The sequence below is a fragment of the Streptomyces sp. NPDC050704 genome (assembly GCF_040654355.1).
Taxonomy (GTDB): Bacteria; Actinomycetota; Actinomycetes; order Streptomycetales; family Streptomycetaceae; genus Streptomyces.
Window position 1 is genome coordinate 35,024 of record NZ_JBFAHW010000052.1, and the last position, 19,769, is coordinate 54,792.

The following is a 19,769-nucleotide window of genomic DNA, read 5'->3' on the forward strand; positions in this document are numbered from 1 at the left end:
GCACAGATACCGGCAGGTTCTGTGGTTTCAGGGAACTTTCACCAAGTGGGTCAACGCGCGTCAAGGGCGGAAGACATAGGGAATTCCCTACCGTCGAAATTTTGAACAAAAATTGCAAAGATTGACACCTACGCGCGCTTGACAGGTGACTTTGATTCCTGGCAAAACAGACATACGTGATGAAATTTTCGTTTACGTGTCCGAAACTTGATTGTCCGATGCCCGGTATGCGAACGCCGGTCACATCGATTCCACCGTCACCCGAACTGCCATGGACTGACACGGACTGAGATGTCCTGAGACGGTTTCGTACGAGGGCACACCGAAGGCCCGGCTCTCCGTCGTGCGGAGAACCGGGCGTTCGGAGGCCGGGTGTCAGCCGTGCTTGGCGCGGCTCGCGGCGCGGGCGCGCTCGCGGCCGTCCAGCTTCACCTTGCGGATGCGGACGGACTCCGGGGTGACCTCGACGCACTCGTCGTCGCGGCAGAACTCCAGGGACTGCTCCAGCGAGAGCTTGCGCGGCGGGACGATCGCCTCGAACGAGTCGGCCGCGGCCGACCGCATGTTGGTGAGCTTCTTCTCCTTGGTGATGTTCACGTCCATGTCGTCGGAGCGCGAGTTCTCGCCGACGATCATGCCCTCGTACACCTCGGTGCCGGGGTCGGTGAACAGCACACCGCGCTCCTGGAGGTTCGTCATCGCGAAGGCGGTGACGGCACCGGCCCGGTCGGCGACCAGCGAGCCGTTGTTACGGGTCGTCAGCACGCCGAACCAGGGCTCGTGGCCCTCGTGGATGGAGTGCGCGATGCCCGTGCCACGCGTGCCGGTCAGGAACTCCGTACGGAAGCCGATGAGACCGCGGGACGGCACGACGAACTCCAGACGGACCCAGCCCGAACCGTGGTTGGACATGTTGTCCATCCGGCCCTTGCGGACACCCATGAGCTGCGTGACCGCGCCCATGTGCTCCTCGGGCACGTCGATCGTCATGCGCTCGACGGGCTCGTGAACCTTGCCGTCGATCTCCTGGGTGACCACCTGCGGCTTGCCGATGGTCAGCTCGAAGCCCTCGCGGCGCATCTGCTCGACCAGGATGGCGAGCGCGAGCTCACCACGGCCCTGGACCTCCCAGGCGTCCGGACGCTCGGTGTCGAGCACGCGGAGCGAGACGTTGCCGACCAGCTCGCGGTCGAGGCGGTCCTTGACCTGGCGGGCCGTGACCTTGCGGTCCTTGACGGCGGCCTTGGCCGAGGCACCCTTGCCGGTGCCGCCACGGCCGACCAGCGGCGAGGTGTTCGTACCGATGGTCATCGAGATCGCCGGCTCGTCGACCGTGATCAGCGGCAGCGCGATCGGGTTCTCGGGGTCGGCGAGCGTCTCACCGATCATGATGTCCGGGATACCGGCGACGGCACAGATGTCACCGGGGCCCGCCATCTCGGCGGGCTTGCGGGTGAGCGCCTCGGTCATCAGCAGCTCGGTGATGCGCACGCTGGACATCGTGCCGTCGCGCTTGATCCACGTGACGGTCTGGCCCTTGCGCAGCTCACCCTGCTCGACGCGGAGCAGCGCGATACGGCCGAGGAAGTTGTCGGCGTCCAGGTTGGTGACATGCGCCTGGAGCGGGGCCTCGGTGTCGAACTGCGGAGCCGGGACGTGGGACAGGATCGTGGAGAAGAACGGCTCCAGGCTGTCGCTGTCGGCCGGGACGGTGCCGTCCTCCGGCTTGGTCAGCGAGGCCACACCGTCGCGTGCACACGCGTAGACGATGGGGAACTCGATCTGCTCCTCGTCCGCCTCCAGGTCCAGGAAGAGGTCGTAGGTCTCGTTGACGACCTCGTCGATCCGGGAGTCCGGGCGGTCGGTCTTGTTGATGCACAGGATGACCGGCAGACGCTGCTGGAGCGCCTTGCGCAGCACGAAGCGGGTCTGGGGCAGCGGGCCCTCGGAGGCGTCGACGAGGAGGACGACCGCGTCCACCATCGACAGGCCGCGCTCGACCTCGCCACCGAAGTCGGCGTGGCCGGGGGTGTCGATGATGTTGATCGTGATGACGTCGCCGCCATCCTTCGGGTGGTACTTGACCGCCGTGTTCTTGGCCAGGATCGTGATGCCCTTCTCACGTTCCAGGTCGTTCGAGTCCATCATGCGGTCGTCGAGCGACTCGGCGGCGTGCGCGGCGAAGGCACCGGCCTGCTTGAGCATGGCGTCGACCAGGGTGGTCTTGCCATGGTCGACGTGGGCGACGATGGCGACGTTGCGGATGTCGTGGCGCGTGGCCATATTGAGGCGCTTCTCCCGGAGTGAGCGGATGGCCGACGCGTATATCTGTTTACGCGGGCCCTGCCGGGCTGAACATGCCACGGCCTTACCCCATCGTACGTGGCCCTGACAGAGAGGGCCTCCTCCGGGGTTTGGGCGGGAGGCCCCGCGCCCCTTACGGGGCCGGGCTCGGCCCAGCCTTCTTGCCCTTCCTCAGGTAGCCCATGTTCTCGTACACCGGGGTCTGGAAGCCGAACGCTCCCGCGTTGGAGAGGGTGGTGCGGGCCGCAGTGAGCTGGGGGCGCTGGTAGAGGGGGATCGAGCCGGCGGCGGCCCAGATGCGGGCGTCGGCCTTGCGGACCAGGGAGCGGGACTCGTCCGCGTCGAGTTCGGCGATGGCCTGGTCGAAGAGCTGGTCCACCTGGTCGGTGCCGACCCGCGTGTAGTTCTGTTCGACGTTGAGCGAGCCGTCCGCGGCCGGTACCGGCTTGGAGTAGATGGGGCGGGCGTCGGTCGCGGGGAAGGCGGACGCGGGCCAGGAGTACAGCGCCAGGTCGTACTGGCCCGACGCGATGTGGTCCTTGAAGTAGCTCTCGTCGGCGACCTTGGTGATCTCGGTGCGGATGCCGATACGTTCCAGCATCCGCGAGATCCGCTCACCGACCGCCCGCAGCGGCTCCGAGCCGGGGCCCGACGGGAGCACGAAGCGCAGCGACAGCGGCTTGCCGTCCTTGGCGAGCGGACCGGCCGCGGCCCGCCGTGGGGCCGCCGTGCCCTTCGGCGCGTACGCCCCGGGGGCGCCGCCGTGCTTGAGCTGCTGCGTCCCGTCCTGGGCCAGGTGCTGCTCGGCGGCCCCGCCGGTCCTGCCCGCCCCGTCCTTCTTCTTCCGCATCTGCCGCTGCTTCTGCTGCTTCTGGCGCGGCTTCTGCTCCCGCTCGATCTCGCGCTGTGCGCCCGGGGCGCCGGCCAGGTCGTACGCGTCGCCCGGCTTCTGGTCCTCGCCGACGATGTACGTACCGTCGCCGCCGGAGCCTTCGGAACGGCCGGAGCCGTTCGAGTCGTCGGACTTCCTGGCGGCCTCACCGCCGGCCGCCTTCTTGGGCTTCTTCCTGACGGGTCCGCCCGACACCCATCCCGCGTCGGACAGCAGCGCCTGCGCCTCCGCGGTGTCCTGGCCGCCGAGCGCCCCGCTGTTGTCGGCGTACGCGTGCTGCCCGGCGAGCGCGAGGTGGCTGCCGACCGGTTCGGCTGGCAGGCCCAGCGGCTGGAGCACGACCCTGGCGAGCTCGTCCCGGTCGAGGGCGCGGGCGACGGCCCGGCGGACCCGCTCGTCGGTGAGCGGCCCGTCGGCGCCGTTCAACGCGAGCTGGGTGTAGGCGGGTTCGAGGGACTTGCGGACCTCGAAGCCGCGCAGCGCCGACTGCTGCGCGGCGTACTTGGCGACCACCTTGCCCCGCTTCTTGCGGGCGCTGATCTCGGCGTCGGCCGCCTCCTCGTCGGAGCCGTGCGCGATCGCCCAGGAGCGCAGGGCGGCGGCGGGCGTCAGCGCGGCGCCGGGGCCGTGCGTCAGCGGCACCGGCATTCCCTCGGCCCCCGCACGGCCTTTGGTCTCCGCACGGCCCTTGGCCCCCTTGGCGGTCTTGGTGCCCTTGTCGCGGGCGGCGAGCGTGATGCGCCGGACCCCGGCGGGGTCGATCTCGGCCAGGTCGAGCCGTCCGTCGGCGAGCGCGGTGGCGCGCTTCTCACGCGGCACGGCGCGCAGTACCAACTCGGAGAGTTTGGCCTGGGTGCCCCACCAGCGCGGGTTGCGCCTGAGCCGTACGTCACCCGCCGAGCGGTCGATCTTCTCGATGGCGAAGGGTCCCGCGGTGACCTTCAGCCTGCGGCGGGCACCGTCGTTGAAGGAGTCCGGGGTGCCCATGACGTCCTTCGGGTACAGCGGCGAGAAGAGCGACTGCCAGTCGGTGTACGGCTTGCTGAAGGTGACCCGTACTTCGAGGTCGTCGGCGCCGCGCTCGATCTTCTCGACGCGGTCGTAGCCGGCGTTGCGGGCGGTCCAGTACGCGCTGTCCTTGCCGGACAGGGCGCGCCACTGGGCGGCGAAGTCGGCGGCGCCGATCTCGCGGCCGTCGCTCCAGACGGCCTGCTGGTTGAGCTTGTAGACCACGACCTGCTTGGGCTCGCGCTCGACGACCTTCGCGGACTCCAGGTAGTCGGCGTTGCGCTGCGGGCGGCCCATGGCGTCGAGCCGGTACAGGGCGGGCAGCACGGCGCCCGCGACCCGGGAGGTCGTCGCGTCGGCGTCCGCCTGGAAGGTGTTGAGGGTCTCCGGGAGGCTGTCCACCGCCCAGCGCACGGTGCCGCCGTCGGCGATCAGATCGCGGCCCGCGGGAGCGATGTCCTGGCCCGCGGTGGGCTTGCCCGCCTGGTCCTCCCCGCCGCACGCGGTGAGGGCGGGCACCGCGAGCACGCCCGCCGTGAGGAACGCGACCGAGCGCATCACCGCGCGCGGTCCGACGCCGTCGTGGGACATGACTGGTACCTCCGGGACGCTTCTGATCACGTCGAGCCGTGCAGGCCCGACTTCGTGATGTAGATCACATTTGGCGGTATAATGGTGCTGATCAGATCTATCGCCCCACTGAAGGGGAGGGTCGCCGTCTCCGGGCGGCGACACGGCGACCGGCCCGCCGAAGCCCACCCGTGCGGCCCAACGGTTAGGGCCGGTGTCGGAAGTGGCGTCGTCCGCCCGGAGGGCGGGCCGGGCGGCGCATGGTGCGTGCTCTCGGCGTGCCGGGCGGAAGCCCTCGTACTGGATGTACTTGGGCTTTCGCCCGGTGCGGCGAGAGGGCGTGCCAGGCGTCGGCCGGCAGGCGCCACTTCCGACACCGGCCCTAGCCCCGAGGGGCGTGCCCCGTCCCGCCCAGGGGCGCACGTACGGCGCGTAACGGACGACACGAGCCGGTAATCCGTGCAGATCCCTTCACAGGGGGCGATGTGACGCGCGACACTCGCAGGCGCATGAACGTTGCCGCCTTTGGGCTCTGGAGCCCGTGGAAGTGAGGGCAAGTCATGTCAGTGCACGACGACCTGACAACAGTCCAGCGTTGCCTCGACGACCTGACGAGGTCCGTGAAGCGCCTGGAACAGCAGATGGGCAGCGGTCTGGAGGTGCGCCGGGTGCGCACCGACGCCGACCACCTGCGCGAGAGCGTGGCCCTGCTGCGCGAGGCCGCCCCCGCGCTCGCCGCGCCCAGGCGGCCCGACCTCGTCTCCATCCCCGACACCCCGTACGACAACACCCTGTGGACGGATTCGGACGACGAGGGTCTCGGCGCCCGCGACCGGCACGCCCCCTGACCCCGACCGGAGCTCCAAGTTGGCCACTGGTACGGAACCCCAAATGAACAGCGGCGGCGTACGGACCCGTACGCGCGCCGCGATCGCCGCCCCGCATCTGCGGACCGACCGCTGGTGGCTGGCGCCCGCCGTCACCGCGGCCGGGCTGCTGGCCTTCGTCGTCTACTCGACGTGGCGGGCGTTCGCGAACTCCGACTACTACGCGGCGCCCTACGTCTCGCCGTTCTACTCGCCCTGTCTGGCGGAGAACTGCGAGCCGATGAGGAGCGGCCCGAACTGGGAGATCTTCGGCAGCTGGTGGGGCCTGTCCCCCGCGCTGCTCATCCTGATCTTCCCGCTCGGCTTCCGGCTGACCTGCTACTACTACCGCAAGGCCTACTACCGCGGCTTCTGGGCCTCGCCGCCGGCCTGCGCGGTCGCCGAGCCGCACAAGAAGTACTCCGGCGAGACCCGCTTCCCGCTGGTCCTGCAGAACATCCACCGCTACTTCTTCTACGCGGCGGTGCCGGTCGCCGGAATCCTGACGTACGACACGGTCCTCGCCTTCCGGGACGAGCACTACGAGTGGGGCCACATGGGCCTCGGCACCCTCGTCTTCCTGGTCAACATCGTGCTGATCTGGGCGTACACCTTCTCCTGCCACTCCTGCCGGCACATCGTCGGCGGCAAGCTCAAGCACTTCTCCAAGCACCCGTTGCGCTACCGGACCTGGCAGCTCGTCGGGAAGCTGAACGCCCGTCACATGCAGCTCGCCTGGGCGTCGTTGGTGAGCGTGGCACTCGCCGACTTCTACGTGTACCTGGTCGCGTCCGGCGCCTTTGACGATCCGAGGTTGTTCTGATGTCCGTAGTGGACCGGCAGGAGTGGGACGTCGTCGTGGTCGGTGCCGGGGGCGCCGGGCTGCGGGCCGCCATCGAGGCGCGGGAGCGGGGCGCGCGGACGGCCGTGATCTGCAAGTCGCTGTTCGGCAAGGCGCACACGGTGATGGCCGAGGGCGGCATCGCGGCGGCCATGGGCAACGTCAACTCCGGTGACAACTGGCAGGTCCACTTCCGCGACACCATGCGCGGCGGGAAGTTCCTCAACCAGTGGCGGATGGCCGAACTGCACGCGCAGGAGGCCCCGGACCGGGTGTGGGAGCTGGAGACCTGGGGAGCGCTGTTCGACCGTACGAAGGACGGGCGGATCTCGCAGCGCAACTTCGGCGGGCACGAGTACCCGCGGCTCGCGCACGTCGGCGACCGTACGGGACTCGAACTGATCCGGACGCTCCAGCAGAAGATCGTGTCGCTCCAGCAGGAGGACTTCAAGGAGACCGGTGACTACGAGTCGCGGCTGAAGGTCTACCAGGAGTGCACGGTCACCAGGATCCTCAAGGACGGCAACCGCGTCTCCGGGGCCTTCTGCTACGAGCGCGAGTCCGGCCGCTTCTTCGTCCTTGAGGCCCCTTCGGTCGTGGTCTCCACCGGCGGCATCGGCAAGTCCTTCAAGGTGACCTCGAACTCGTGGGAGTACACGGGCGACGGGCACGCGCTGGCGCTGCTGGCGGGGGCGCCCCTGCTCAACATGGAGTTCGTGCAGTTCCACCCGACGGGCATGGTCTGGCCGCCGTCGGTGAAGGGGATCCTCGTCACGGAGTCGGTGCGCGGGGACGGCGGGGTGCTCCGGAACTCCGAGGGCAAACGCTTCATGTTCGACTACGTCCCGGACGTCTTCAAGGAGAAGTACGCGCAGTCGGAGGACGAGGGCGACCGCTGGTACGAGGACCCGGACCACAACCGCCGGCCCCCCGAACTGCTCCCCCGCGACGAGGTGGCGCGGGCCATCAACTCGGAGGTCAAGGCGGGCCGCGGCTCACCGCACGGCGGGGTCTTCCTGGACGTGTCGACCCGGATGCCGGCCGAGGTGATCAAGCGGCGGCTGCCGTCCATGTACCACCAGTTCAAGGAGCTCGCGGACGTCGACATCACCGCCGAGGCGATGGAGGTCGGGCCGACCTGCCACTACGTGATGGGCGGCATCGCGGTCGAGTCGGACACGGCGGCGGCCCGCGGGGTGCCCGGGCTGTTCGCGGCCGGTGAGGTCGCGGGCGGTATGCACGGCTCCAACCGGCTCGGCGGCAACTCGCTCTCCGACCTGCTGGTGTTCGGACGGCGGGCGGGGCTGCACGCGGCCCAGTACGCCACCGGGCTCGGGGTCTCCGGAGGGCGTCCCGCCGTGGACGACGGCCAGGTCGACGCGGCGGCCGCGGAGGCGCTGCGGCCGTTCTCGGCCGAGGGACCGGCGCCGGGTTCCGAGGACGGTAAGCCGCCCGAGAACCCGTACACCCTCCACCAGGAACTCCAGCAGACGATGAACGACCTCGTCGGCATCATCCGTCGTGAGGCGGAGATGGCGGCGGCGCTGGAGAAGCTCGCCGACCTGCGGGTGCGGGCACGGCGGGCCGGGGTCGAGGGACACCGGCAGTTCAACCCCGGCTGGCATCTGGCGCTCGACCTGCGGAACATGCTGCTGGTCAGCGAGTGTGTGGCGCGGGCCGCGCTGGAGCGGACGGAGTCCCGCGGCGGCCATACCAGGGAGGACCATCCGGGGATGGACCGGGCATGGCGCCGGATCAACCTGCTGTGCCAACTGACCGACCCGACGGGCGGGTTGGCGGCCACGGACCCGGTGCACGGCCAGATCGACCTCGTACGAGAGACCACCGAAGCCATCCGACCCGACCTGCTCGCCCTCTTCGAGAAGGAGGAGCTGGTCAAGTACCTCGCCGAAGAGGAGCTGTACGAGTGAGCAGCTATGAGGCCCGCTTCAAGGTGTGGCGCGGGGACGTCGAGGGCGGCGGCCTGAAGGACTTCGAGGTCGAGGTGAACGACGGCGAGGTCGTCCTCGACATCATTCACCGCCTCCAGGCCACCCAGGCTCCGGACCTGGCCGTCCGCTGGAACTGCAAGGCGGGCAAGTGCGGTTCGTGTTCGGCGGAGATCAACGGGCGGCCGCGGCTGCTGTGCATGACGCGGATGTCGGTGTTCGAGAAGGACGAGACGATCACCGTCACGCCGCTGCGGGCGTTTCCGGTCGTACGTGACCTGGTGACCAACGTCGGCTTCAACTACACGAAGGCGCGGGAGGTCCCGGCGTTCGTGCCGCCGGAGGGTGTCGGCCCCGGTGAGTACCGCATGATGCAGGAGGACGTGGACCGCTCGCAGGAGTTCCGCAAGTGCATCGAGTGCTTCCTGTGCCAGGACACCTGCCATGTGGTCCGCGACCACGAGGAGAACAAGACCGCCTTCGCCGGTCCGCGCTTCCTGATGCGGGTGGCCGAGCTGGACATGCATCCGCTGGACTCGGCCGCCGAGAGCGGGCTCGACCGCAAACGCACCGCCCAGGACGAGCACGGGCTCGGCTACTGCAACATCACCAAGTGCTGCACGGAGGTGTGCCCCGAGGGCATCAAGATCACGGACAACGCGCTGATCCCCCTGAAGGAACGGGCGGTCGACCGGAAGTACGACCCGCTGGTCTGGCTGGGGAACAAGATCCGCCGGAGGCCGGCCGGGACGTAGGCGGCGCCCTGGGCCGACTGTCTGGGCCTGCTCCGTTCTGTATCGATACATGACGGCCTGCGCAGGTCTATGACGGTCTATACCGGTCGCGCTGGAGCGTACGGGGTCATACGCTCCGAAATGTGACGTCGCCCCTTCGCCGAAGCCGTCCGCGCCGAGCCGCGTCGCACATAGCCGTGCGGATGGCGCACGCCGTGGCGGGCGCGGTGGTGGCGGTCGGCTGGCTTGTGCCGTCCGTGACGGCGGACGCCGGTGCCGGTGTGAGTGCGGCCGCCGGTGGCGGGGCCGTGGTGGCGCCGGCCGGGGAGCGGCCCGGGGCCGCCGAGGACGGGACGACCGCGGCGGATCTTGTGCTGCCTGTTGCCGCGGTGGGGGCTGTGGGGGCGCTGGCCCTGTACGGGCACGTACGGCGGACTCGGCGGGCCCGGGCGCGTACGACGCCCGGTGGGGCGGGCGAGCGATCCGCTTCTCTCGCCGGAGGCTCCGGCGGCTCCGGCGTTCCCGAGGTCTCCGAACTGGATCCGCGGGCGCGGCGGTTGCTCGTCGAGGTGGATGACGCCGTGCGGACCAGCGAGGAGGAGCTCCGGTATGCGGCGGCGCAGGTCGGGGACACCGACACCGCGGCGGTGGCGCCGTTCGTGGAGACCGTGGCGTGGGCGAAGGGGGAGTTGGCGGCTGCCTTCCAGATACGGCAGCAGGTCGACGACGGGTTGGCGGAGGACGAGTCGGGCCGGCGGCTGATGCTTACGGAGATCGTCGAGCGGTGTACCGACGCCGGGCGGTGGCTGGATGCGCAGGCGGCCGCGTTCGATCAACTGCGGGCGCTGGAACGGAAGATGCCCGAGGCGCTGGCGCACGCGGAAGCCCGGTTCCGGGAGGTCGCCGGACGTACTCCGGGCGCGGAGGCGGCGCTCGGGGAGATCGGGAAGCGGCATGCCGCTCCCGCCGTCCTGTCCGTCGTCGGCGACATCGGCGTCGCCGGTCACCTGGAACAGGCCAAGGACCGGCTGGTGTTCGCGATGACGCGGCTCAACCGGGCGCGGGCGGCGGTCGACCGGGATGACACCGGGGCGGCCACGGTGGCTCTGCGTGCCGCCGAGGGGGCCGTCGACCAGGCGGAGCTCTTCGTCGGCGGCGTCGAGCGGTTCGCCTCCGAACTCGCCGTCGCGGAGAAGCGGTTGCCCGCCGCCGTCGACGAGGCCGGGGCCGACCTGGCGGGGGCTCGCGGTGCGGTGGGTGTGGCGGGCGCGGAGGGCTCGGAGGTCGCCACGGGTGAGCCTCTCGGGCCGCTCGTCCGCGCGGAGTCCGTGCTGGATGCCGTACTGGATGCCGTACGGCGTGAGACCGCTGCCGGGCCGTACGACCCGGTCGGCGCCCTTCGCCGGGTCGGTGAGGCCGATGCGGCGCTGGTCTCGGCGGTGGCGGCGACGGCCGACGACGGGCGGGTGCGGGCGCTGCTGGACCGGATGCTGTTCGTCGCCCGGGGCGCGGTGGCCGGGGCCTCGGAGTTCATCACCACGCATCGGGGTGCGGTGGGCAGCGAGGCCCGGACCCGGTCTGCGGAGGCGCGGAGGCATCTGGAGCGGGGGGAGGGTGCTGATGGGGCTGAGGGGGAGGCCGGTGGGGCCGATGGGCGCTTCTCACCGTTCGCCCGCCTCGCCGACGTCCAGCGGGCCGATGGCCTGGCCCGGGAGGCCCGGGAGCTCGCCGAGCGGGATGTGCGGGCGTACGAGCATCCCGTCGGCGGTGGTCATGGCCGTGGTCATGGCGATGGGGTGGCCGGAGCGGTGCTGGGCGGGATCCTCCTGGGCGACGGCGAGGGCACGTCTCTGGGCGAGGGCGGCATACCAGGCAGTTTCGGCGGGGGCGGGACGCGGGCGCGACGGGGCGAGGAAGGGGACGAGGGCGACGGGGCCGAGGGCAGGGCCGGGGACGGTCTGAGCTGATCCGGCGACCCCACCGAGCCCCCCTCAGAGGGAGCTCGGATACCCCACTGGCTCCCCCCGCAGAGCAACCTCGGCAGCCCCGCACAGCAAGCTCGGCAACCTCACCGGCTCCCTCGGAGCAAGCTCGGCAACCCTCACATCACGCTCGGCAACTCCGCCGGCTCCCCCTCGGAGCAAGCTCAGCAACCCCGCACAGCACGCTCAGCGACACCGCCGACTCCCCCGCACAGGCAAGCTCGGCGACGCCTCCCCTCAGAACAGGCTCAGCAGCGCGTCCGCCGGGTCCGTGAGGCCCGGTCCCCCGTTGGGCAGGGGCAGTTCGAACCACACCGTTTTCCCGCGGGGCGTCCGGCGGGAGCCCCAGGCCGCGCTCAGGAGGCCGACGAGCTGGAGGCCGCGGCCGCCCTCGTCCGTGTCGCGGGCCCGGCGGCGGCGGGGCTGGACGAGGCCCGCGTCCCAGACCTCGCAGACCAGGGTGCGGTCGAGGAGGAGGCGCAGGCGGATGTCGCCCTCGCCGTAGCGCAGGGCGTTGGTGACGAGTTCGCTGACGAGGAGCTCGGCCGTGTCGACGAGGGGTTCGAGGTCCCAGCCGGTCAGTTGGGCGCGGGCGTACTCCCGTGCCTTGCCCACGCTGCGCGGCTCGCGCGGCAGCGTCCAGTCGCCGACCGAATCGGCGGGCAGTCCCTGGACACGTGCCATCAGCAACGCGATGTCGTCCTCGCCGTGGTGTGTGTCGAGGGTGTTGAGGACGTGGTCGCAGACGTCCTCCAGCGGGCTGGAGGGGTCGGTGAGGACGTTGACGAGGGCCTGCAGGCCCTCGTCGAGGGGGTGGTCGCGGGATTCGACCAGTCCGTCCGTGTAGAGGGCCAGCAGGGCACCCTCCGGGAGCTCCACCTCGACCTCCTCGAACGGCTCGCCGCCGACACCGAGCGGCATGCCCGGCGGGACGTCGAGCATGAGCGCGCTCTCACCCGGCTCGACGAGGACCGGCGGGAGATGGCCTGCGTTGGCGAAGGTGATCCGGCGGGTGACGGAGTCGTAGACCGCGTACACGCAGGTGGCGAGGTACACCTCGGAGAGGTCGGCGTCCCGGGACTGACGGGCACCGCGCGTAGACTGCTGCGTTCCGCCGGGCGTGCCCAGGCCGCGGGCGATCTCGTCCAACGCGGAGAGGACCTCGGCCGGTTCGAGATCGAGCAGGGCCAAGGTCCGTACGGCCGTGCGCAGTTCACCCATCGCGACGGCCGCGCGCAGGCCCCGGCCCATCACGTCGCCGACGACCAACGCCGTGCGGTGGCCGGGGAGTTCGATGACGTCGAACCAGTCGCCGCCGACCTCGGTGGCCGCGTTCCCCGGGAGGTAGCGGCAGGCGATGTCCAGGCCGGAGGCCTCCGGGTCGCCGGGCGGCAGGAGGGAGCGCTGCAGGATCAGGGCGCGCTCGTGTTCGCGGCGGTACAGGCGGGCGTTGTCGATGCAGACGGCGGCGCGCGCGGCCAGTTCGACCGCGAGCGCCCGGTCGCGTTCCCCGAACGGTTCGCTGCCCTTCGTACGCGAGAACTGGACCAGGCCGACCACCGTGTCGTGGGCGACCATCGGGACCGCGAGCGTGGACTGGATCAGGCCGCCCTCTTCGGCGGGGATGCTCTGCGGGCGGGCGGTGCGCAGCGCGTCCGCGCAGAGGGAGTTGAAGGCGAAGTGGTGGACCGCGCCGACGTTCACCGGCTCCGGGCCGCCGAGGAAGGGCGCGTCGGACACGGCGCTGGCGAAGGCGACGCGGCGCAGCTCGGCGCTGCCGTCGGCCAGCCCGGGCGGGGTCTCGTCACCGGCGAGGAGGCCTTGGTAGAGGTCGACGGAGGCGAGGTCGCAGAAGCCGGGGACGGCCACGTCGAGGAGTTCGCGGGCGGTGGTCTCCAGGTCGAGCGAGTTGCCGATGCGCGCTCCCGCCTCGTTCAGGAGGGCGAGATTGCGCCGGGCGGCGGCGGCCTCGCGGGCGGCGGCGCGGCGCGCGGTGATGTCGGTGCCCAGCCACGCGATGCCGATCGGCCGGCCCGAACCGCTGTGCACGCGATAGAGGTTGATCGACCAGTGACGGCGCTCGGGGGAACCCGGCACGGTGCCCGTGACCAGCATCTCGGTGACGGAGTCGCCGGTCTCCAGGACGCGGCGCAGGATCGCGGCGACGCGCTCGGCCTCGCCCGGCGACAGATAGTCCTTGACCGTGCGTCCGCGGTGGTCCTCGACCGTGCCGCCGAAGGTCAGGGCGAACCGTTCGTTGGCCCGGCGGATCCGCAGGTCCGGGTCGAGCAGCAGGAACCCGAACGGAGATTGGCCGAAAATAGCCTGCGATGCGGCAAGATCGGTCTCGATCCGACGCAGCGTGCGCACATCCACCACGATGCACACGGCGGCACGCTCGCCCTCCTCCGTCCGCGTCGGCATGACGTAGACCTCGGCGAGTCCCTCGGCGGCCCGGCCCGAGTCGTCCACGTCGGGCATCCGGAAGGGGACTACACCCGTCCACTCCCTGCCGTCGAGGATCTCGGCCATCTTCCGCTGGCCCAGCTCGCGCATGTCCTCGGCGACGAACGCCTCGATGGGGTCCATGCCCACGGCGTACTCGGCCGTGATGCCGAAGAGCTGCTCAGCGCGCAGGCTCCACTGGTCGACAAGCCCGTCGGGGCCGATCGAGAAGGAGGCGACCTTGATGTAGTCGTAGATCGAACCCGGTGGGCTGCTCTGCCAGACCACTTCGCCCGGAACCTCACCCGACACCTCGCCCGGCATGTCGCCATACCTGGGCGCGACGGCATCGCCTGTCGTCGCATCAGCCAACGCGCCGCCCGACGGATCCTCGGACTCCGTGGCCTTCGCTGGTATCTCGCTCACGCGAACCGTCCCCTCCAGCTCACCGCATCCGGCACCGGTCACCGGGGGCGGCTGCCCGCAGTATCCAGCACTACGGTGCCGCACAACACGGTGTTCACGATCACAGCACGGTCCCGATGCTTTTAGGACCGGCAGCGACAAACACTCCCAGTCTTCTAACCACGCGGCACCCCGTCGAACCCCAGACTCCCGACAGCCCTCATGACCAGGGAGCCCCGGCCACCCCACCAGCTGTCTCCGGTCAGCCCGGCAGGGCCAGCTCGAACCACACCGTCTTGCCCGTCGAGCCCGGTCTGGTACCCCAGCGGCGTGAGGAGTTCGCCACGAGCTGAAGTCCTCGGCCGCCCTCGTCCTCGGGCCGCGCGGTGCGCTCCCGGGGCGGGTCAGGCAACGGGTCGGAGACCTCCACGAGCAGGGCGTCCAACGGTTGCGCGGGGCGTACGAGGCGTACGCCGATGGGGCCGGTCGCGTGCCGCAGGGAGTTGGTCACCAGCTCGCTGACCAACAGCGCGGTCACGTCTCCCAGCGAGTCGAGGTCCCATGAGCGCAGCTGGCCCCGGACGACGGTGCGGGCGGTTCGTACGGCACCCGGATCCGCGGGAAAGGTCCACTCGGCGACGTCGCCCTCGGTGTGGATCACGCAGATCACTCCCAGGCCAGAAGCGGACCATGTCCGGTTTCGTGGGGTTAATGGGCACATACCCGATATCCCGGGCGGAGTACCGTACGCGTGGGCGCACGGTGGCACGCACGGCGTACGAGGCGCTCGTCCCGGCCGCCACATGCGCCCCCGCGAGCCCGAGCGTCCCACGTACGGGTGGCGTCCCGCATCCCACGGTGCCGGGTGCACGCAGTTGCGGTGGTCACACACGGGGCTCCGCCCCAGGCCCCGAGGGGGTGCGTTGTCGGGTGCGGGTGGGTGGGGGCTGGTCGCGCAGTTCCCCGCGCCCCTGGAAGTGGGGCTTCGCCCCTACTTCCAGCCCAGCCATTTCCAGCCCAGCCCAGGCATCTCCAGCCCGTCCGGCGTTTGAGGACGAGGCCGTTCAGGCCGATAGCGGGGGTCTGGGGGCGCAGCCCCCAGGGATGGGACGGGTAGGGGCGGCGGGGGCGAAAACACCCTGGTCCGCTTCCGGCGTCCGCTGATACCTTGACGCCGTGTTCCTCCTCTTGGCATAGGGCCCGCCCCGGCCCGCGATCGACAAGCACACCGGTGCCGTCGTCGCGGAGCACAGGCGTCCCTACTGCCCGGGCGCCCATCCCGGCGCCCTCTCCGTGAGGAACCTTCCGCATGTCTGCGTCTTCAACGCGGCCTTCGTACGCCGCGGTACTTCGCATGCCCCACGCCACCCGCACATTCATCGCCGCCCTGGTCGGCCGACTGTCGTACGGGATGGTCTCCCTCGCCGTGATGCTGGCGGTGAGCCGGGCCACCGGCTCGTACGCCGTCGCCGGTGTCGTCCTGGCGCTCTTCGGCGCCGCGAACGTGTTTCTGACGCCCCTGCGGGCGGCACTGGTCGACCGGCACGGCCCCCGCCGGGCGCTGCTGCCGATGGCCTCGCTGTACGCGGGGCTGCTGGGCGTCCTGGCGGCGGTGAGCCGGCAGCCCGGAGCGTCGCCGATCGCGCTGGGCGCGGCGGCCGTCGCCGCCGGAGCCTGCGCGCCGCCTCTCGGGGCCACCATGCGGGCCGTATGGGGTGAACTCGTCCCCGACCGGCTGCTGTTGCAGCGGGCGTACAGCCTGGACGGGGTCGCCGAGGAGGTGTTGTTCGTCTCGGGGCCGCTGCTCGTCGGGGTGGTCGTGGGGTTCGCGTCCCCGGCCGCCGCGGTCGTCGTGAGCGCGCTGCTGGCGGGCCTGGGCACACTCGCGTTCGTCACGTCCCCCGCGGTGAAGGGTGTCGCCGTTCGCGCCACCCGCGCCACCCGCGCCGGCCGCGCCGGCCTGCGGATGCGCCTCGGGCGCGGACTCGTGGCGCCGGTCGTCGTGGCCGCGGGGGTGGGCCTCTCACTGGGCGCCGTCGACCTGCTGGTGCTGGCCTTCGCCGAGCAGCGGGGGCACGGGGACGGCACAGTGGCATGGATCTTCGCCGCGCTGTCCGCCGGGAGCGCCGTGGGCGGGCTGCTGTACGGCGCGGTCGAGTGGCGCGCCGGAGCCCGGCTGCGACTGCCGGTGCCGGCGGCGGGTCTCGGTCTCGTGCTGGCCTGCGCCGGGCTCGCCCCGGGCCTGGCCACGCTGACCGGTGCCGTCGTGTGTGCCGGGTTCTTCGTCGCCCCGGCGCTGACCACCGCCTACCTGGTGGCCGACGAGGCTGCCGCGCCGGGCGCCCGCGTCCAGGCCGGTGCCTGGGTCAACACCGCGGTGAACGCGGGTATCTCAGCGGGTGCGGTGGCCGCGGGACTGCTGGTGGGCCGCCTGTCCCTGGGCATGGGGTTCGCCCTGGCCGGCGGGGCGGCGCTGCTCGCGGCCGCAGCCGTCGGCATGGGGGCCCGGCGCCCCCGCACACTGCCGCAGGAGCAGGAGCAGGAGCAGGAGCAGGAGGTGGGCGCGGCAGAACAGGGCCGCGAACGCCGGTAAGGGCACCCGGTGCCGGGTGCCCTTACCTGAGGGGCCGAAAGACCTGAGGGGCCTGAAGAGACCTGCGGGCCTGAAGAGGACGAGGAAACGTCAGTCGTTCGAGCGGTCCGCCGTGGTCTTGCCGGAGTTGAGGTCGACCCTCCAGTCGCTGCCGGTGCCGTCGGCGGCGGTGGCGTCGATCTCCCAGGCCTGGTTCGTGCCGTCCTCGTCGAGGTCGACGGAGGTCACCGTGCCCTTGGCGGCGCCGGCCTCCGCGGCCTCGGCGGCGGTGACGGAGCTGCCCTTCAGAGCGGCACGGATCTGCGCGGTCTCGGCGGCGTCGTCACCGTCGTCGTCCCGGTCGACGTGGGAGCCCAGGACCTTGCCGCCGGCGGGGTCGACCTGCACGCTGTGCCAGGCGCCGCCGTTGGTGAGGATGTCCACGTCCCACACGTGCTTCGTGCCCTCGTCGTCCAGGTCGGCGGAGACCGCCGTACCCTTCGTGTCCTTCAGCGCCGCCTTGATCGCGTCGGCGGCCGTGACCTGCGCGGCCTTGGCGTCGCGGGCGTTCTCGGCCCTGTCCTCGGCGTCCTCGCCGGTGTCCTTCGCGGCCTTGTCCTCCGCCGCGTCCGCCTTGTCCTCGGCCCTGTCGTCAGCGTCGTTGTCGTTGTCGTCGGGGTCGTTCGTGCCGTCCGCGTCGTTCACATTGGCGTCGTCGTCGCGGCCGTTGTCGTCGTTCGACACCTGCACGTTGGACTTCGCCGGCGCCTCCTCGTCACCCGAGACCGCGATGGCGGTCGCGGTGCCGCCGCCGATCAGGGCCGCGGCCGCGATGGTGGCGATGACGATGTTGCGCTTCATGGGGTTCCTCCTGAATGCGACTGGTTGCAACCAGTAACGGATGGTGTCGCCGGTTGCAGCTGGCTTGTGTGCCTATCTGCTGTCGACAGGAACCAATGTGGCCGACCGACGCTGAAGCCGACCTGAAGCTGCCTGAAGGCCTCTTCAGGTTCGGTTTGCCAAGCTGGACGCATGCGCCTGTTGATCGTGGAAGATGAGAAGCGGCTCGCGGTGTCGCTGGCCAGAGGGCTGACGGCCGAGGGCTACGCCGTGGACGTCGTCCACGACGGCGCCGAGGGCCTGCACCGGGCGAGCGAGGGGACGTACGACCTCGTGATCCTCGACATCATGCTCCCGGGCATGAACGGCTACCGCGTGTGCGGCGCCCTGCGCGCCGCGGGACACGACGTGCCGATCCTGATGCTCACCGCCAAGGACGGCGAGTACGACGAGGCCGAGGGCCTCGACACGGGCGCCGACGACTATCTGACCAAGCCGTTCTCGTACGTCGTCCTCGTCGCCCGGGTGAAGGCGCTGCTGCGCCGGCGCGGCCCGTCGGGCGGGGCCTCGCCCGTGCTGGAGGCCGGGAACCTGAAGGTCGACACCGCCGCCCGGCGGGTGTTCCTCGCGGACGACGAGGTCACCCTGACCACCAAGGAGTTCTCCGTGCTCGAGCAGCTCGTCCTGCGGGCCGGGGAGGTCGTGTCGAAGGCCGACATCCTGGAGCACGTCTGGGACTTCGCGTACGACGGCGACCCGAACATCGTCGAGGTCTACGTCAGCACCCTGCGCCGCAAGCTCGGCTCCGAGCTCATCAGGACCGTGCGCGGCGCCGGATACAGACTGGAGGCAAGGGCATGAGGCGCCGACTGGGATCGGTACGGGCCCGCGCCACGCTCGCCGCGACCCTCGTCGTCGCCGTGGCGCTGGTCGTCGCGGGCGCCGCGGTGCTGTTCGCGCTGCGGTCCAGCCTCATCGGCCAGGCGGACACCGAGGCCGACTCCGTGGCCCGTAACGCGGCCTCGGCGCTGGCGAACGGGTTCGCGTACGACGATCTCGGCCTGCCGGACGGCGACGAGAACCCCGTCGAGGTCCTGGACCGGAAGGGGAAGGCCGTCGCCGTCGGCGAGGACGTCGAGGGCATGAGCGTGAGCGCCAGGGACTCGGCCCGGCTGAACTCCGTCGACAACGACGACGCGGGCGACACGGACGAGGGGGCGGCGGACGAGGAGGACCCCCTCGGCGCCGGCGACATCGCCGACGAGACCTGGTACGGCGAGGGCACCGCGACCGTCGAGGGGGAGACGGGCGACTACCGGTTCGCCGGGGTCGACCTGGTCACGCAGGGGGGTGTCCCGCTCACGGTCTACGCGGGCGCTCCGCTCTCCGCCGAACACGACGCCGTCGACACGGCGTTGACGACCATGCTGATCGGTCTGCCCCTGCTGCTGGTGACGGTCAGCGGGGTGACGTACTTCGTCACCAGGCGGGCCCTGCGCCCCGTGGAGGGCATCCGTGCCGAGATGGCCGCCATCACGGCTTCCGAGGACCTCTCGCGGCGCGTCCCCGAGCCCGCCACCCACGACGAGGTGGCACGCCTCGCCCGTACGACCAACGAGACGCTCGCCGCCCTGGAGGCCTCGGTCGAGCGGCAGCGCGCGTTCGTCGCCGACGCCTCGCACGAGCTGCGCAGCCCGATCGCCTCGCTGCGCACCCAGCTCGAAGTGGGCGCCGCGCACCCGGAGTTGCTCGATGTCGAGGGGGCCGTCGAGGACACCGTACGACTGCAGCGGCTCGCCGCCGACCTGCTGCTGCTGGCCCGCCTGGACGCGGGGGAGCGGCCGTCGGACGCGCACTTCGACCTGGCGGCGTTCGTCCGCGAGGAGGTGGCCCAGCGGGGCGGGGACCGCATCGCCGTGTCCGTGGAAGCGAAGTCCGCGGAAGCGGGGTCCACGGGAGAAGAGTCCGTCGAAGTCGCCGGGTCCCGTGGGCAGTTGGCGCGGGTGCTGGGCAATCTGCTGGACAACGCCCAGCGGCACACGCGGTCGTCGGTCACGGTGACCGTGCGGCGCGCGGGGCAGCACGCGGTCGTCGAGGTCGCCGACGACGGCTCGGGTGTGCCCGACGGCGAGCGCGAGCGGGTCTTCGAGCGCTTCGTACGGCTCGACGAGGCCCGCACCCGCGACGACGGCGGAGCCGGTCTCGGCCTCTCCATCGCCCGCGACGTCGCCGCGCGGCACGGCGGATCGCTCACCGTCCGCGAAGCGCCGACAGGCGGAGCCCTGTTCGAGCTCCGCCTGCCGTTGGCCCAGCGCCTGACGTCTGGTGCCTAGGGCCTGTGTCGGAAGTGGCGTCGTCCGC

The 19,769-nt window shown here is 71.2% G+C and carries 13 protein-coding genes; 8 read left to right on the top strand and 5 right to left on the bottom strand.

All coding sequences use genetic code 11. The annotated features are described in order from the left end of the window. Positions 1-375 precede the first annotated feature (375 nt). On the bottom strand, positions 376-2,283 hold the full coding sequence (typA, locus tag AB0I18_RS28215; RefSeq protein WP_363108397.1) for a translational GTPase TypA: 1,908 nt from the start codon (positions 2,281-2,283) through the stop codon (positions 376-378). A 154-nt stretch (positions 2,284-2,437) separates the two neighbouring features. Then, positions 2,438-4,795, bottom strand: a complete 2,358-nt coding sequence (locus AB0I18_RS28220; RefSeq protein ID WP_363108398.1) for an ABC transporter family substrate-binding protein — start codon at positions 4,793-4,795, stop codon at positions 2,438-2,440. 539 nt (positions 4,796-5,334) lie between these two features. Here AB0I18_RS28220 and AB0I18_RS28225 point away from each other — a divergent pair. From AB0I18_RS28225 to AB0I18_RS28245, 5 genes are all read left to right on the top strand, one after another. Next, entirely contained in the window at positions 5,335-5,622 is a 288-nt protein-coding gene (locus AB0I18_RS28225; protein ID WP_363108399.1) for a hypothetical protein, read from the top strand. A gap of 43 nt (positions 5,623-5,665) precedes the next feature. Then, a complete protein-coding gene (locus tag AB0I18_RS28230; protein WP_363108400.1) occupies positions 5,666-6,463 on the top strand; it encodes a hypothetical protein in 798 nt (265 codons plus the stop codon). Continuing rightward, the gene (locus tag AB0I18_RS28235; protein ID WP_363108401.1) at positions 6,463-8,412 is read left to right on the top strand and encodes a fumarate reductase/succinate dehydrogenase flavoprotein subunit; all 1,950 of its coding nucleotides are present in this window, start codon (positions 6,463-6,465) and stop codon (positions 8,410-8,412) included. Before AB0I18_RS28230 ends, AB0I18_RS28235 begins: the two co-directional genes overlap by 1 nt. Further along, the gene (locus tag AB0I18_RS28240; protein WP_363108402.1) at positions 8,409-9,185 is read left to right on the top strand and encodes a succinate dehydrogenase/fumarate reductase iron-sulfur subunit; all 777 of its coding nucleotides are present in this window, start codon (positions 8,409-8,411) and stop codon (positions 9,183-9,185) included. The genes AB0I18_RS28235 and AB0I18_RS28240 overlap by 4 nt, the downstream gene beginning before the upstream one ends. A 122-nt stretch (positions 9,186-9,307) precedes the next feature. Further along, on the top strand, positions 9,308-11,131 hold the full coding sequence (locus AB0I18_RS28245) for a hypothetical protein (RefSeq protein WP_363108403.1): 1,824 nt from the start codon (positions 9,308-9,310) through the stop codon (positions 11,129-11,131). 252 nt (positions 11,132-11,383) lie between these two features. On the opposite strand, the gene AB0I18_RS28250 is transcribed toward AB0I18_RS28245, so the two are convergent. Then, on the bottom strand, positions 11,384-14,017 hold the full coding sequence (locus tag AB0I18_RS28250) for a SpoIIE family protein phosphatase (RefSeq protein ID WP_363108404.1): 2,634 nt from the start codon (positions 14,015-14,017) through the stop codon (positions 11,384-11,386). 241 nt (positions 14,018-14,258) lie between these two features. Further along, positions 14,259-14,717 (bottom strand): ATP-binding protein, encoded by a 459-nt coding sequence (locus tag AB0I18_RS28255; RefSeq protein WP_363108405.1) that lies wholly within the window; start codon positions 14,715-14,717, stop codon positions 14,259-14,261. Positions 14,718-15,305: 588 nt separating this feature from the next. On the opposite strand from AB0I18_RS28255, the gene AB0I18_RS28260 reads away from it, so the two are divergent. Continuing rightward, entirely contained in the window at positions 15,306-16,589 is a 1,284-nt protein-coding gene (locus AB0I18_RS28260) for an MFS transporter (protein WP_363108406.1), read from the top strand. Between the two features lie 90 nt (positions 16,590-16,679). Here AB0I18_RS28260 and AB0I18_RS28265 read toward each other — a convergent pair whose 3' ends face one another. Continuing rightward, complete coding sequence (locus tag AB0I18_RS28265; protein ID WP_363108407.1) at positions 16,680-17,429, bottom strand: PepSY domain-containing protein; 750 nt, start codon at positions 17,427-17,429, stop codon at positions 16,680-16,682. Positions 17,430-17,600: 171 nt separating this feature from the next. Between AB0I18_RS28265 and AB0I18_RS28270 the strand changes: the two genes are divergently transcribed. After that, positions 17,601-18,269 carry a response regulator transcription factor gene (locus AB0I18_RS28270; protein ID WP_363108408.1) on the top strand — a complete coding sequence of 223 codons (669 nt, stop codon included), beginning with the start codon at positions 17,601-17,603 and terminating at the stop codon, positions 18,267-18,269. After that, positions 18,266-19,741 carry a HAMP domain-containing sensor histidine kinase gene (locus tag AB0I18_RS28275; protein ID WP_363108409.1) on the top strand — a complete coding sequence of 492 codons (1,476 nt, stop codon included), beginning with the start codon at positions 18,266-18,268 and terminating at the stop codon, positions 19,739-19,741. Before AB0I18_RS28270 ends, AB0I18_RS28275 begins: the two co-directional genes overlap by 4 nt. Positions 19,742-19,769 lie beyond the last annotated feature (28 nt).

Excerpts from the sequence above, each read along its gene's own strand:
- AB0I18_RS28265 (WP_363108407.1), bottom strand. The coding sequence starts at position 17,429 with ATGAAGCGCAACATCGTCATCGCCACCATCGCGGCCGCGGCCCTGATC.
- typA (WP_363108397.1), bottom strand. The coding sequence starts at position 2,283 with ATGGCCACGCGCCACGACATCCGCAACGTCGCCATCGTCGCCCACGTC.
- AB0I18_RS28260 (WP_363108406.1), top strand. The coding sequence starts at position 15,306 with ATGTCTGCGTCTTCAACGCGGCCTTCGTACGCCGCGGTACTTCGCATG.
- AB0I18_RS28220 (WP_363108398.1), bottom strand. The coding sequence starts at position 4,795 with ATGTCCCACGACGGCGTCGGACCGCGCGCGGTGATGCGCTCGGTCGCG.
- AB0I18_RS28235 (WP_363108401.1), top strand. The coding sequence starts at position 6,463 with ATGTCCGTAGTGGACCGGCAGGAGTGGGACGTCGTCGTGGTCGGTGCC.
- AB0I18_RS28255 (WP_363108405.1), bottom strand. The coding sequence starts at position 14,717 with ATGTGCCCATTAACCCCACGAAACCGGACATGGTCCGCTTCTGGCCTG.
- AB0I18_RS28230 (WP_363108400.1), top strand. The coding sequence starts at position 5,666 with ATGAACAGCGGCGGCGTACGGACCCGTACGCGCGCCGCGATCGCCGCC.
- AB0I18_RS28270 (WP_363108408.1), top strand. The coding sequence starts at position 17,601 with ATGCGCCTGTTGATCGTGGAAGATGAGAAGCGGCTCGCGGTGTCGCTG.
- AB0I18_RS28275 (WP_363108409.1), top strand. The coding sequence starts at position 18,266 with ATGAGGCGCCGACTGGGATCGGTACGGGCCCGCGCCACGCTCGCCGCG.
- AB0I18_RS28225 (WP_363108399.1), top strand. The coding sequence starts at position 5,335 with ATGTCAGTGCACGACGACCTGACAACAGTCCAGCGTTGCCTCGACGAC.